This is a genomic window from Cellulomonas iranensis NBRC 101100 = JCM 18110, from assembly GCF_001552375.1.
GTDB lineage: Bacteria > Actinomycetota > Actinomycetes > Actinomycetales > Cellulomonadaceae > Cellulomonas > Cellulomonas iranensis.
Genome location: NZ_BCRB01000011.1, coordinates 1 through 13,330 on the forward strand (window position 1 = coordinate 1; position 13,330 = coordinate 13,330).

General features: G+C 73.7%; 10 protein-coding genes. 4 read left to right on the forward strand and 6 right to left on the reverse strand.

All coding sequences use genetic code 11. From position 1 onward, the window contains the following. Positions 1-73: 73 nt before the first annotated feature. The 4 genes from pflA to CS2_RS03465 form a co-directional block, all read right to left on the reverse strand. Entirely contained in the window at positions 74-955 is an 882-nt protein-coding gene (gene pflA, locus CS2_RS03450) for a pyruvate formate-lyase-activating protein (protein WP_082739778.1), read from the reverse strand. Positions 956-1,048: 93 nt separating this feature from the next. Further along, positions 1,049-3,319, reverse strand: a complete 2,271-nt coding sequence (gene pflB / locus CS2_RS03455) for a formate C-acetyltransferase (RefSeq protein WP_070318903.1) — start codon at positions 3,317-3,319, stop codon at positions 1,049-1,051. Positions 3,320-3,480: 161 nt separating this feature from the next. Beyond that, positions 3,481-5,358, reverse strand: coding sequence for a 1-deoxy-D-xylulose-5-phosphate synthase (gene dxs, locus CS2_RS03460; protein WP_046530496.1), 1,878 nt, complete (start codon positions 5,356-5,358; stop codon positions 3,481-3,483). Between the two features lie 60 nt (positions 5,359-5,418). Next, positions 5,419-6,027, reverse strand: a complete 609-nt coding sequence (locus tag CS2_RS03465; protein WP_070318904.1) for a DUF4126 domain-containing protein — start codon at positions 6,025-6,027, stop codon at positions 5,419-5,421. Positions 6,028-6,144: 117 nt separating this feature from the next. Between CS2_RS03465 and CS2_RS03470 the strand changes: the two genes are divergently transcribed. The 4 genes from CS2_RS03470 (at position 6,145) to CS2_RS03485 (ending at position 9,977) form a co-directional block, all read left to right on the forward strand. Then, a complete protein-coding gene (locus tag CS2_RS03470; RefSeq protein ID WP_070318905.1) occupies positions 6,145-7,599 on the forward strand; it encodes a GuaB1 family IMP dehydrogenase-related protein in 1,455 nt (484 codons plus the stop codon). A gap of 5 nt (positions 7,600-7,604) precedes the next feature. Further along, entirely contained in the window at positions 7,605-8,306 is a 702-nt protein-coding gene (locus CS2_RS03475; RefSeq protein ID WP_070318948.1) for a type 1 glutamine amidotransferase, read from the forward strand. After that, entirely contained in the window at positions 8,303-9,001 is a 699-nt protein-coding gene (locus CS2_RS03480) for an NUDIX hydrolase (protein WP_070318906.1), read from the forward strand. Before CS2_RS03475 ends, CS2_RS03480 begins: the two co-directional genes overlap by 4 nt. Before the next feature lie 88 nt (positions 9,002-9,089). Continuing rightward, positions 9,090-9,977: an aminoglycoside phosphotransferase family protein gene (locus CS2_RS03485; RefSeq protein WP_070318949.1), complete on the forward strand. Its 888-nt coding sequence runs from the start codon at positions 9,090-9,092 to the stop codon at positions 9,975-9,977. A gap of 115 nt (positions 9,978-10,092) precedes the next feature. Here the strand turns inward: CS2_RS03485 and acnA are convergent, their stop codons facing one another. After that, on the reverse strand, positions 10,093-12,822 hold the full coding sequence (acnA, locus tag CS2_RS03490) for an aconitate hydratase AcnA (protein ID WP_070318907.1): 2,730 nt from the start codon (positions 12,820-12,822) through the stop codon (positions 10,093-10,095). A gap of 252 nt (positions 12,823-13,074) precedes the next feature. Continuing rightward, positions 13,075-13,239: a translation initiation factor 2 gene (locus CS2_RS03495; RefSeq protein ID WP_070318908.1), complete on the reverse strand. Its 165-nt coding sequence runs from the start codon at positions 13,237-13,239 to the stop codon at positions 13,075-13,077. Between the last annotated feature and the right edge of the window lie 91 nt (positions 13,240-13,330).

The following is a 13,330-nucleotide window of genomic DNA, read 5'->3' on the forward strand; positions in this document are numbered from 1 at the left end:
CGACTGGATCGCACTCTCACGAGCACGAGGGTGGCGACGACTGGATCGCACTCTCGTGGGTGCGAGGGTGGGGTCAGAACGTCGTCAGACCGCGCGCGCGGAAGACGTCGCGGACGGCCTCGGCGGCCTCGCGCGACGGCGGCTCGACGTCGTCGAGCTCGTAGCGCATGCCCAGCTCGGACCACTTGTCGCGGCCCATCTGGTGGAACGGCAGCACCTCGACCCGCTCGACGGCCCCGCCGAGCGACGCGACGTAGTCCGCCACGGCCGCGACGTTCTCGGGCGCGTCGGTCAGGCCCGGCACGAGCACGAACCGGATCCACATGCGGGTGCCGCGGGCCGACAGGCGGCGGCCGAAGTCGAGGGTCGGCTGCAGCTCCCGGCCGGTGACACGCTTGTACGTCTCGGGGTCGCCGGACTTCACGTCCAGCAGGACGAGCGACACGTCGTCGAGCATCTCGTCGGTCGCGTGCGCGCCGAAGAAGCCCGACGTGTCGATCGCGACCGGCACGTCCATCGCTGCCGCGCCGCGGACCAGCCGGCGCACGAACGCGGGCTGCATGAGCGGCTCGCCGCCCGAGATGGTGACGCCGCCGCCGGTCGCCTTGAAGACCCCGCGGTAGCGCGCGATGCGGGCCAGGAGCTCGTCGGCCGCGACGTCGGTGCCGCGGCGCATCTCCATGGTGTCGGGGTTGTGGCAGTACAGGCACCGCAGCGGGCAGCCCGACAGGAAGATCGTCAGGCGCGTGCCGGGGCCGTCGACCGCGGTCACCAGCTCCCACGAGTGGACCGACCCGAGCCGGCCCTCGCGGACCGCGGCGAGCCGTTCGGAGCGCTCCGCCTCGGTGGTCTCCAGGCCCGCGGTGCCGTGGCCCTGGGTGCGGGTGTGCGACCCGCCGACGAGCGGGACGCCGAGCGGCACGACGGGTGCGCCGTCCTGCACGGTCGTGGTCACGGTGACCTCCACGCTGTCGTCGGGTGGTGCTGCGAGGGTACGTCGGTGGTCGCCCGGCCCGGCGCTGCGCGCGCCGGGCCGGGGACCGGTGGGTCAGACCGCGCCGTGGAACGTGCGGGACAGCACGTCGAGCTGCTGCTCGCGCGTGAGCCGCACGAAGTTCACGGCGTAGCCGGAGACCCGGATGGTGAGCTGCGGGTAGTTCTCCGGGTGCTCCATGGCGTCCAGGAGCGTCTCGCGGTTCAGCACGTTGACGTTCATGTGGTAGCCGGAGGACAGGATGTACGCGTCCAGCAGGCCGACCAGGTTCGTCACCTGCTCGTCCTTCTCGCGGCCGAGGCCCGAGGGGACGATCGACGAGGTCAGCGAGATGCCGTCCTGCGCCTCGGAGTACGGCAGCTTGCCGACCGAGAGCGCCGAGGCGAGCATGCCGTGCGTGTCGCGCCCGTTCATCGGGTTGGCGCCCGGGGCGAACGGCTCGCCGGCCTTGCGGCCGTCGGGCGTCGACCCGGTGGCCTTGCCGTAGACGACGTTCGATGTGATCGTCAGCACCGACTGCGTGTGCAGCGCGTTGCGGTACGTCGGGACGGCGCGGATCTTCTCCATGAAGCGCCGCACGATCCACACCGCGATGTCGTCGGCGCGGTCGTCGTCGTTGCCGTACGTCGGGAAGTCGCCGTCGATCGCGTACTCGGTGATCAGGCCGTCGGCCGTGCGCAGCGGCGTGACCTTCGCGTGCTTGATCGCCGACAGCGCGTCCGCGACGACCGACAGGCCGGCGATGCCGCAGGCCATGGTCCGCAGGATGGTGCGGTCGTGCAGCGCCATCTCGATGCGCTCGTACGCGTACTTGTCGTGCATGTAGTGCACGCAGTTCAGCGCGTCGACGTAGGTCTCGGCGAGCCAGTCCATGGTCTTGTCGAACTTGGCCATGACGTCGTCGTAGTCGAGCACCTCGCCCTCGACGGGCGCGGACACCGGCGCGACCTGCTTGCCGGAGATCTCGTCACGGCCGCCGTTGATCGCGTAGAGCAGCGCCTTGGCGAGGTTGACCCGCGCACCGAAGAACTGCATCTGCTTGCCGACCCGCATCGGGGACACGCAGCACGCGATGGCCGCGTCGTCGCCCCACGAGGCGCGGATGAGCTCGTCGGACTCGTACTGCACGGCCGACGTGTCGATGGACACCTGCGCGCAGTACCGCTTGAAGCCCTCGGGCAGCCGCTCGCTCCAGAACACGGTCATGTTCGGCTCGGGCGCCGGGCCCAGGTTGTACAGCGTCTGCAGGTACCGGAACGACGTCTTGGTGACGAGCGGGCGCCCGTCCTCGCCGATGCCGCCGATGGACTCGGTCACCCAGGTCGGGTCGCCCGAGAACAGGCTGTCGTACTCGGGCGTGCGCAGGAACCGCACGATGCGCAACTTGATGACGAAGTCGTCGATGATCTCCTGCGCCTGCTCCTCCGTCAGCGCACCCGACTCGAGGTCGCGCTGCAGGAACACGTCGAGGAACGTCGACGTGCGGCCGAGCGACATGGCCGCGCCGTTCTGCTCCTTCACGGCGGCGAGGTACGCGAAGTACAGCCACTGCACGGCCTCGCGCGCATTGGTCGCGGGCTGCGAGATGTCGTAGCCGTAGGACGCCGCCATCTGCTTGAGCTCGCCGAGCGCGCGGATCTGCTCCGCGAGCTCCTCGCGGTCGCGGATGACGTCCTCGACCGAGCGCTCCATGTCGAGCGAGGCCTTCTCGAGCTTCTTCGCGGCGATGAGCTGGTCGACGCCGTAGAGCGCGACGCGGCGGTAGTCGCCGATGATGCGGCCGCGGCCGTACGCGTCGGGCAGGCCCGTGATGATGTGCGACGAGCGCGCGGCGCGCACGTTCGGGGGGTACACGTCGAAGACGCCGTCGTTGTGCGTCTTGCGGTACTTGGTGAAGATGTCGATGATCTCCTGCGGCGCCTCGTAGCCGTAGGTCTCCAGCGACGTCTGGACCATGCGCCAGCCGCCGTTGGGCATGATCGCGCGCTTGAGCGGCGCGTCGGTCTGCAGGCCGACGATGACCTCGTTGCCCTCGTCGATGTAGCCGGGCGCGTGGGCGGTGATGGTCGACGGCGTCGTCGCGTCGACGTCGTAGACGCCCTTCTCGCGCTCCTGCGGGAACATCGCCGACAGCTTGTCCCAGATGCCCGTGGTGCGGGCGGTGGGGCCGGCGAGGAAGCTCGCGTCGCCGGTGTACGGCGTGTAGTTCCGCTGGATGAAGTCGCGGACGTCGACGTGGTCCGTCCACGGCCCGGTGGTGAAGCCCTCCCAGGCCGCGGGTACGGCGGTGTCGCTGCGGTCGCTGGGTACAGCGGTGATGGACATCTGACTACTCCCTGCGTCGGGGCCGATGTCACGACGCTATTGAGCAAATGATGGGATGTCTTGGGACCTCGGTCCTCGCACGGTCAGGAGCACCCGTGACCCCGGCCACAGGGAAACCGACCGACGCCCCGCGGGCCCGCCGGGAGGCGGGCCGCAGGCCCTCAGTCGCGGGCGCGCAGCGCCGTCAGCACGTCCGCCGCGACGTCGTGCGGGCCCAGCCGCAGCTCCGCGACGATCTCGTCGCGCGTCGCGTGGTCGAGGAACCGCGCGGGCACGCCGAACGACTGCACGGGCGTCGCGACGCCGGCCTCGCGCGCGCGCTGCCCCAGCAGCGCACCGATGCCGCCGTCCACGAGGCCGTCCTCGACCGTCACGACGTGGTCGTGCTCGTCGACGAGCTTGACCAGCGCCGACGGCACGGGCAGCGCCCAGCGCGGGTCGACCACGGTGACCGTGGCGCCGTGCCCGGCGAGCAGCTCGCCCACCGCGAGCGCGGTCGGCACCATGGCCCCGACCCCCACGACCAGCACGCGCGACGCGCCGCCGTCGTGCCGGGCCAGCACGTCGACGCCGTCGACGTCCTCGAGCGCCGGGATCGGGTCGCCCATCGCACCCTTCGGGTACCGCACGACCGTCGGAGCGTCGTCGACGTCGACCGCCTCGCGCAGCGCCGTGCGCAGCGTCGCCTCGTCGCGCGGCGCGGCGAGGCGCAGACCCGGGACGATCGAGAGCATCGCGAGGTCCCACATGCCGTTGTGGCTCGCACCGTCGTCGCCGGTGATGCCGGCGCGGTCGAGCACGAACGTGACGCCCGCGCGGTGCAGCGCGACGTCCATGAGCACCTGGTCGAACGCGCGGTTGAGGAACGTCGCGTACACCGCGACGACCGGGTGCAGGCCGCCGAACGCCATGCCGGCCGCGGACGTCGCGGCGTGCTGCTCGGCGATCCCGACGTCGAACACGCGCTCGGGGAACTCGGCCGCGAACGGTGCGAGCCCCACGGGCTGCAGCATCGCCGCGGTGATGGCCACGACGTCGGGCCGACGCCGGCCGATCCGCACGATCTCGTCGGCGAACACGCTGGTCCAGCCGAAGCGCGACGGCGCGAGCGGCAGCCCCGTCTCGGGGTGGATGCGCCCGACCGCGTGGAACCGGTCGGCCACGTCCTGCTCGGCGGGCGTGTACCCGCGGCCCTTCTCGGTGATGACGTGCACGATCACGGGCCCGCCGAACGCGCGCGCGCTGCGCAGCGCCCGCTCGACCGCCTGCTCGTCGTGGCCGTCGACCGGGCCCACGTACTTCAGGCCCAGGTCCTCGAACATGCCCTGCGGCGCGACGACGTCCTTGATGCCCTTCTTCAGGCCGTGCAGCGCCTCGTACGCGAGGCGCCCGGGCGGGCCCGAGCGGCGCAGCGTCGTCTTGCCCCACGACAGCACCGACTCGTAGCCCTGCGTCGTGCGTAGCGAGTCGAGGTGCTGCGCGAGGCCGCCGATCGTCGGCGCGTAGGACCGCCCGTTGTCGTTGACCACGACGACCACGCGACGGTCCGGGTCGGCCGCGATGTTGTTGAGCGCCTCCCACGCCATGCCGCCCGTGAGCGCGCCGTCGCCGATGACGGCGACCGTGTGCCGGTCGGTCTCGCCGCGCACCTGGCGCGCCTTGGCGATGCCGTCGGCCCACGACAGCGCGGTCGACGCGTGCGAGTTCTCCACCACGTCGTGCGGGGACTCGGCGCGGCTCGGGTAGCCCGACAGGCCGTCGCGGCGGCGCAGCGACGAGAAGTCCTGCCGTCCCGTGAGGAGCTTGTGCACGTACGCCTGGTGCCCGGTGTCGAACACGATCGCGTCGCGCGGCGAGTCGAACACGCGGTGCAGCGCGATCGACAGCTCGACGACGCCGAGGTTCGGGCCCAGGTGCCCACCGGTCCGGGAGACCTGGTCGACCAGGAAGGCCCGGATCTCGGCGGCGAGCTCGTCCACCTCGTGCGTCGAGAGCCGACGCAGGTCCTGCGGCGACGAGATGCGCTCGAGCATCCCCACGTGGTCCTCCTCGTCCTGCCCGTCGCCGGGCGTCACCCGGCGGGTGCCGGACGTCCCACTCTAGGACCCGGCGACCGGTTCGTCCTGCGCCGCTCCCCCGCGCCGCCGGGCGCGGCGACGCCGCAGCAGCACGACGACCAGGGCGACGCCCGCCGCGAGCGCGACGAGCACGAGCACCGGCAGCAGCACCGCGACCAGGCTCAGCCCGATCGCGGCACCGTCCTCGACCGTCGACACGACGGGCGCGCCCAGGCCGCCGGTGGTCGCGTTCACGACGGGGCGCACGGTCGCCTTGGTCGCGTGGACGACGAGCGCGACCAGGATGCCCGCGACGACCGGCACCCACGGGTTGTCGCGCACCCACGCCGAGCCCTCGAGGTCCTGCGCGGCCGACGTCGCGGCGAACACCACGGCGCCCGACGCGGGCCGGATCACGGTCTGCACGGCGTCGTTCACCGTGTCGACGAGCGGCACCTTGTCGAGCACGACGTCGGCGAGCAGCAGCACGGTCCCGACGCCGATCGCCCAGCCGCTCTCCATCCACGTCAGGCCGGCCGGCAGCACGACCAGGTCGGTGAACCGTGCCAGGAGCGCGACGACCAGGAACGGGATGGACGCGTTGAGACCGGCGGCGGCCGACAGGCCGACCCCGGTGAGCGCGACGAGCATGCGCGCGAGCCTACCGGCGGGCCCCGGAGGCGCCCGGCGCACGCGCTCGGCGCCGCACGTGCCGCCCCGGGGCCGCGGCGGCACGGCCGGTAGGATGCCTCGGAAAGGGGATCACCCATGCGCTTCCTGCCCGGCCACACGGCCGCGTCCGACCTCACCTACGGCGACGTCTTCCTCGTCCCGTCCCGCTCGGAGGTCACGTCCCGCTTCGACGTCGACCTCGCGTCGTCCGACGGCACCGGCACGACGATCCCGATCGTGGTCGCCAACATGACCGCCGTCGCGGGCCGCCGCATGGCCGAGACGGTCGCGCGCCGCGGCGGCATCGCGGTGCTGCCGCAGGACACGCCGACCGAGGTGGTCCGCAAGGTCGTCGCCTCGGTGAAGCAGCGGCACCCGGTCGTCGAGACCGCGACGGTCGTCGCGCCCGACGACACCGTGCACACCGCGCTGACCCTCATCGCCAAGCGCGCGCACGGCGCCGCGGTCGTCGTCGACGACGGCCGCCCGGTGGGCGTCGTGACCGCCGCGGACTGCGGCGGCGTCGACATGTTCACGCAGGTCGACCAGGTGATGACGCCCCACCCCACCACCGTGGACCTCGCGGTCGTCGAGCAGGGCGGCACGCAGGGCCTGCGGGACGCGTTCGAGCAGCTGCACCGCGAGCGCCGCCGGTTCTCGCCCGTCGTCGACGACGGGCGGCTGGTCGGCGTGCTCACGCGCGTCGGCGCGCTGCGCTCGTCGATCTACACCCCGGCGCTCGATGCGCAAGGCCGCCTGCGCATCGCGGCCGCGGTCGGCATCAACGGCGACGTGCGCGCCAAGGCCGCCGAGCTGCTCGACGCGGGCGTCGACGTGCTCGTCGTCGACACCGCGCACGGGCACCAGCGCAAGATGCTCGACGCGCTCGCTGCGGTCCGGTCGCTCGACCCGCAGGTGCCGGTCGTCGCGGGCAACGTCGTGACCGCCGAGGGCGTGCGCGACCTCGTCGCCGCGGGCGCGGACATCGTCAAGGTCGGCGTGGGCCCGGGCGCCATGTGCACGACGCGCATGATGACCGCCGTCGGCCGTCCGCAGTTCTCGGCCGTGCTCGAGTGCGCGGCCGAGGCGCGGCGCCTCGGCAAGCACGTGTGGGCCGACGGCGGCGTGCGGCACCCGCGCGACGTCGCGCTCGCGCTCGCGGCCGGGGCGTCCCAGGTCATGGTCGGGTCGTGGTTCGCGGGCACGCACGAGTCTCCCGGCGACATGCACACCGACGGCGACGGCCGGCTGTACAAGGAGAGCTTCGGCATGGCCTCCGCGCGGGCCGTCGCGGCGCGCACGCAGGGCGGGTCGGCGTTCGACCGGGCCCGCAAGGCGCTGTACGAGGAGGGCATCTCGCACTCGCGCATGTACCTCGACCCGCGCCGCCCCGGCGTCGAGGACCTGCTCGACCACATCACGTCGGGCGTGCGGTCGGCCGCGACGTACGTCGGCGCGACGACGCTCGAGGAGCTGCACGAGCGCGCGGTCGTCGGCATCCAGTCCGAGGCCGGCTACGCCGAGGGCCGCCCGCTGCCCGACGGGTGGTGACCGGCGTGCGCCCGGTCCTCGTGCTCACGCACGCCCCGCACGAGGGGCCGGGCGCGGTCGCGCGCGCGCTCGACGTGCCGTACCGCGTCCGCACGGTGCTCGACGACCCCGCACCGCGGCTTCCGCGGCCCGACGAGGTCGCGGGGGTCGTGGTGATGGACGGTCCGATGGACGCCGACGACGTCGTCGGCCACCCCGGGCTCGCCGCGGAGCGCGCGCTCCTCGCGGCCGCGGTCGACGCCGACGTGCCCGTGCTCGGCGTGTGCCTGGGGCACCAGCTGCTCGCGCTCGCGCTCGGCTCCCGCCTGCACCGGCGCAGCGCGCGCGAGGTCGGCTTCGCACCCGTGCGGGTCGTCGCCGACGACCCGGTGCTGCGCGGGCTCGGCGCGGCGGGTTCGACGCCGACGGTGCTGCACTGGCACGGCGACGCGGTCGACCTGCCGCCGGGCGCGACGCTGCTGGCCGAGACCGACGCGACGCCCGTGCAGGCGTTCCGCGCGGGCAGCGCGCTGGGGCTGCAGTTCCACCCCGAGCTCGACGCCGCGATGCTCGACCTGTGGCTCGCGACGCCCGAGATGGCGGCCGACCTCGAGGACGGCGAGGCCGAGCGGATCCGCGCCGACGGCGCGCGGGTCCTGCCGGGCCTCGTGCCCGCCGCCGCCGCGGCGTTCGCGGCGTTCGCCGCGCAGGTCCGGGCGCGCGCGTGACGTCCGGCGCCGCGGGGGCACGGCCCCCGCGGGATGCGCGCGCCGACCTCGAGCGCGTCGCGCGCGAGGGCGTCACCTGGCCGAGCGCACCGTCGCGGCTCGCGCCGGACGGCACGACGACGCGCCGCTCGGCCGTGCTCGTGCTGTTCGGCGCGCTCGACGCCGTGCCCGCCCGCTCCCCCGGCGCGCCGCGCGTGCCGGCCGACCTCGACGTGCTGCTGCAGCGCCGCTCGGCCACGATGTCGCACCACCCCGGCCAGGTCGCGTTCCCCGGGGGCGGCATCGACCCGGGCGATGACGGCCCCGTCGGGGCGGCGCTGCGCGAGGCCGTCGAGGAGACCGGTCTCGAGCCGTCGGGCGTCGACGTGCTCGGCACGCTCGCGGACGTGCCGCTGCCCGTGAGCGACAACCTCGTCACGCCCGTGCTCGCGTGGTGGCGGACGCCGTCGCGCGTCGCCGCGGTGGACCACCGCGAGGCCGTCGACGTGTTCCGGGCGCCCGTCGCCGACCTCGTCGACCCCGCCCGCCGCGGGGTCGTCGTGCACCCCGTCGCCCGCGGTCGCGTCCGCACGCCGGCGTTCGAGCTCGACGGCGGGGTCGTGGTGTGGGGCTTCACCGCGCTCGTGCTGGCCGGTGTGCTCGACGCCGCGGGCTGGTCGGTGCCGTGGGACGTCTCGCGCACGGTCACGCCGTGACGGTCCGGGGCCGGCGGACGCGCGCGGGGCACCCCGCGCCGGCGCAGACGGTTCGACGGTGGCCGGCGCGGTCTCGTACCGTCGCCGCGTGACCGCCGCCCCCCACCCCAAGATCCAGGTCGACGTGACGGCCGACCTGGCCCGCGCGCTGCTGGTCGACCAGCACCCCGACCTCGCGGACCTCCCGCTGCACGGGCGCGTGTTCGGCTGGGACAACGTGACCTGGCGCCTGGGCGACGCGCTCGCGCTCCGGTTCCCGGTGCGGGACCTGTCCTCGACGCTGGTCGAGCGCGAGCAGCGCTGGCTGGCCGTCCTCGCGCCGCAGCTGCCCGTGCCCGTGCCCGCCCCGGTGCGCACGGGCCGCCCGGGCCGCGGGTTCCCGTGGTCGTGGAGCGTCGTGCCGTGGCTGACGGGGACGCAGGTCGCCGCGCTGCCCGTCGCGCCCCGCGCCGCGTGGGCGACCGAGCTCGCCGACGCGCTCGCGGCGCTCCACGTGCCCGCGCCCGCGGACGCGCCGCGCAACCCGTACCGGGGCGTGCCGCTCGCCGACCGCGTCGAGACGATGCGTGCGCGCACGACCGACGACCTGCCGCACGTCGCCGCGCTGCGCGCCGCGCTCGACGCGGGCGTCGCCGCCCCGGCGTGGGACCGCCCGGCCGTGTGGGTGCACGGCGACCCGCACCCCGGCAACCTCGTGGCCGACGGCGCGCACCTCACGGGGCTCATCGACTTCGGCGACCTGGGTGCGGGCGACCCGGCGAGCGACCTCGCGACGGCCTGGATGACGTTCGACGCGGCGGGACGCGCGGCGTTCGTCGCGCGGACGCAGGAGCTGCGCGGCTGGGACGCCGCGACCTGGACCCGGGCGCGGGCGTGGGCGGCGTCGTACGTCGCGGTGCTGCTGGCGCACCCGGACGAGTACCCCGTGCTGGCCGAGGTGGGGCGGCACACGGCCGCGCAGGTCGCCGCGGGCTGAGCGGCACGCCGGCGCGGCGCGTCGGGACGCACGACGACTGCACGACGACCGCACGACGACGGCCCGTCGGCTCCTCGCGGAGCCGGCGGGCCGTCGGTGTGCGTGCGGGGTCGACTCAGCCGACGAGCGAGCGCAGCACGTACTGCAGGATGCCGCCGTTGCGGTAGTAGTCCGCCTCGCCGGGGGTGTCGATGCGCACGACCGCGTCGAACGCGACGACCGTGCCGTCGGCCTTGGTCGCCGTGACGCGGACCGTGCGCGGCGTGCTGCCCTCGTTGAGCGCCGTGACGCCGGAGATGTCGAACGTCTCGGTGCCGTCGAGGCCCAGCGAGTCGGCCGACTCGCCCTCGGGGAACTGCAGGGGCAGCACGCCCATCCCGATGAGGTTGGAGCGGTGGATGCGCTCGAACGACTCGGTGATGACCGCGCGCACGCCCAGCAGACGCGTGCCCTTGGCCGCCCAGTCGCGCGACGAGCCCGAGCCGTACTCCTTGCCGCCGAGCACGACGAGCGGGACGCCCGCGTCCTGGTAGGCGACCGACGCGTCGTAGATCGTCGTCTGCTCGCCCGTGAGGTGGTTGACCGTGAAACCGCCCTCGACGCCCGGGACGAGCTGGTTGCGCAGCCGGATGTTCGCGAACGTGCCGCGGATCATGACCTCGTGGTTCCCGCGGCGCGAGCCGTAGGAGTTGAAGTCGCGGCGCTCGACGCCGTGCTCGGCGAGGTACTGCCCGGCCGGCGAGTCCGCCTTGATGGACCCGGCGGGGCTGATGTGGTCGGTGGTGACCGAGTCGCCGAGCTTGGCGAGCACGCGTGCACCGGCGATGTCGGTGACGGGCTCGGGCGTCGCGCCCATGCCCTCGAAGTACGGGGGCTTGCGCACGTACGTCGAGTCGGCGTCCCACGCGAACGTGTCGCCCTCGGGCGTGGGCAGCGAGCGCCACCGCTCGTCGCCCGCGAACACGTCGGCGTAGTCGGCCTCGAACATCTTGCGGTCGATCGACGCGTCGATCGTCGCCTGCACCTGCTCGGCGGACGGCCAGATGTCCCGCAGGAACACGGGGTGGCCGTCCTCGGTGCGGCCGAGCGGCTCGCTGTCGAAGTCGAAGTCCATGGTGCCCGCGAGCGCGTACGCGATGACCAGCGGCGGCGACGCGAGGTAGTTCATCTTCACGTCGGGGTTGATGCGCCCCTCGAAGTTCCGGTTGCCCGAGAGCACGGCGGCGACCGCGAGGTCGTGCTCCTGCACGGCCTCCGACACCTTCTCGTCGAGCGGGCCGGAGTTGCCGATGCACGTCGCGCAGCCGTAGCCGACGAGGTGGAAGCCGAGCTTCTCGAGGTAGGGCCAGAGGCCGGCCTTCTCGTAGTAGTTCGTCACGACCTGCGAGCCGGGCGCCATCGACGTCTTGACCCACGGGCGCGCGCTCAGGCCCGCCTCGACGGCGTTCTTGGCGAGCAGCGCGGCCGCGAGCATGACCGACGGGTTCGACGTGTTGGTGCACGACGTGATCGACGCGATCGCGACCGCGCCGTGGAAGAGGTCGAACTCGCGCCCCTCGGAGTCGGTGACCGGGTAGCGGCGCGCCGCGGTGTCGGTGATCGCCGGCGCGTCGGACGCGGGGAACGACTCGCGCTCGGCCTCGTCGACGCCGTTGAGCACCTCGGGCGCGTAGGTCGGCAGGTCGCGCTGGAACTGCTCCTTGGCGCGCGAGAGCTCGATGCGGTCCTGCGGGCGCTTGGGCCCGGCGATCGACGGCACGACGGTCGACAGGTCGAGCTCGAGGTACTCGGAGAACACGGGCTCGCGCGACGGGTCGTGCCACAGGCCCTGCTCCTGCGCGTAGGCCTCGACGAGCGCGAGCTGCTCCTCGCTGCGGCCGGTGAGGCGCAGGTAGTCGAGCGTGACCGAGTCGATCGGGAAGATCGCGGCGGTCGAGCCGAACTCGGGGCTCATGTTGCCGATGGTCGCGCGGTTCGCGAGCGGCACCGAGGCGACGCCCTCGCCGTAGAACTCGACGAACTTGCCGACCACGCCGTGCTGGCGCAGCATCTGCGTGATCGTCAGCACGACGTCCGTCGCGGTGACGCCCGCGGGGATCTCGCCCGTGAGCTTGAAGCCGACGACGCGCGGGATGAGCATCGAGACCGGCTGGCCGAGCATCGCAGCCTCGGCCTCGATGCCGCCGACGCCCCACCCGAGCACGCCCAGGCCGTTGACCATGGTGGTGTGCGAGTCGGTGCCGACGCACGTGTCGGGGTAGGCCTTGCCGTCGCGGACCATGACGACGCGCGCGAGGTACTCGATGTTGACCTGGTGCACGATGCCGGTGCCCGGGGGGACGACCTTGAAGTCGTCGAACGCGGTCTGGCCCCAGCGCAGGAACTGGTACCGCTCGCGGTTGCGCTCGTACTCGAGCTCGACGTTGCGCTCGAACGCGTCGCGCCGGCCGGCGACGTCGATCTGCACCGAGTGGTCGATCACGAGCTCGGCGGGCGCGAGCGGGTTGATGCGGGACGCGTCGCCGCCGAGGTCCTCGACCGCCTCGCGCATCGTGGCGAGGTCGACCACGCAGGGCACGCCGGTGAAGTCCTGCATGATGACGCGCGCGGGCGTGAACTGGATCTCGGTGTCGGGCTGGGCGTCCGGGTCCCAGCCGGCGAGCGCGCGCACGTGGTCGGCCGTGATGTTGGCGCCGTCCTCGGTGCGCAGCAGGTTCTCGGCGAGGATCTTGAGGCTGTACGGCAGGCGCTCGACGCCGGGGACGGCGGAGAGGCGGTAGATCTCGTACGAGGCGTCACCGACCTCGAGGGTGCCCTTCGATCCGAAGCTGTCGACGCTGCTCACGGGTGCTCCTTCGCTGGCGAGTGCCGGGCTCGTCTGGGGGTGCCCGGCGGTGGGGGCGGCCGACGCACCAGCCTAGGTGCGCGCGCCGCGGCGCGGGCCCGGCGTCCACCGGGCCGTCGTGCACTTATATCTTGATGTCGAGATACATCGTAGCGCGTCGGCTCCCCCGCGCGCGCACCCCGACACGCCACGAGGGGCGGCCGTGCGGACCGCCCCTCGTCACCACCGGACGCCCGGCAGGTGCCCGACGCGTCAGCTCTGCTGCGCGCGCAGCGCCTCGGCGGCCTTGCGCTCGGCCTCGACGGCGCGCTCGTACGCGCGCGGGTCGTACTCGGGCGTGCCCTGCTTGTGCAGCTCCTGGGTCACGAGGCGCTTGGCCTCGGCCAGCCGGCTCGCGCGGTCCTGCGACTCCGTCATGGTGACCTCCCGGGGACTTCCGCTGGATGGACGTCGCGCCGCCCGTGCGGCGCCGCACGTCCCACGCTAGGACGTCGGCACGGGCGCCGCG

Bases quoted from the DNA above. Each gene is read 5' to 3' on its own strand.
- CS2_RS03495 (WP_070318908.1), bottom strand. From the start codon at position 13,239: ATGACGGAGTCGCAGGACCGCGCGAGCCGGCTGGCCGAGGCCAAGCGC.
- CS2_RS03465 (WP_070318904.1), bottom strand. From the start codon at position 6,027: ATGCTCGTCGCGCTCACCGGGGTCGGCCTGTCGGCCGCCGCCGGTCTC.
- pflB (WP_070318903.1), bottom strand. From the start codon at position 3,319: ATGTCCATCACCGCTGTACCCAGCGACCGCAGCGACACCGCCGTACCC.
- CS2_RS03470 (WP_070318905.1), top strand. From the start codon at position 6,145: ATGCGCTTCCTGCCCGGCCACACGGCCGCGTCCGACCTCACCTACGGC.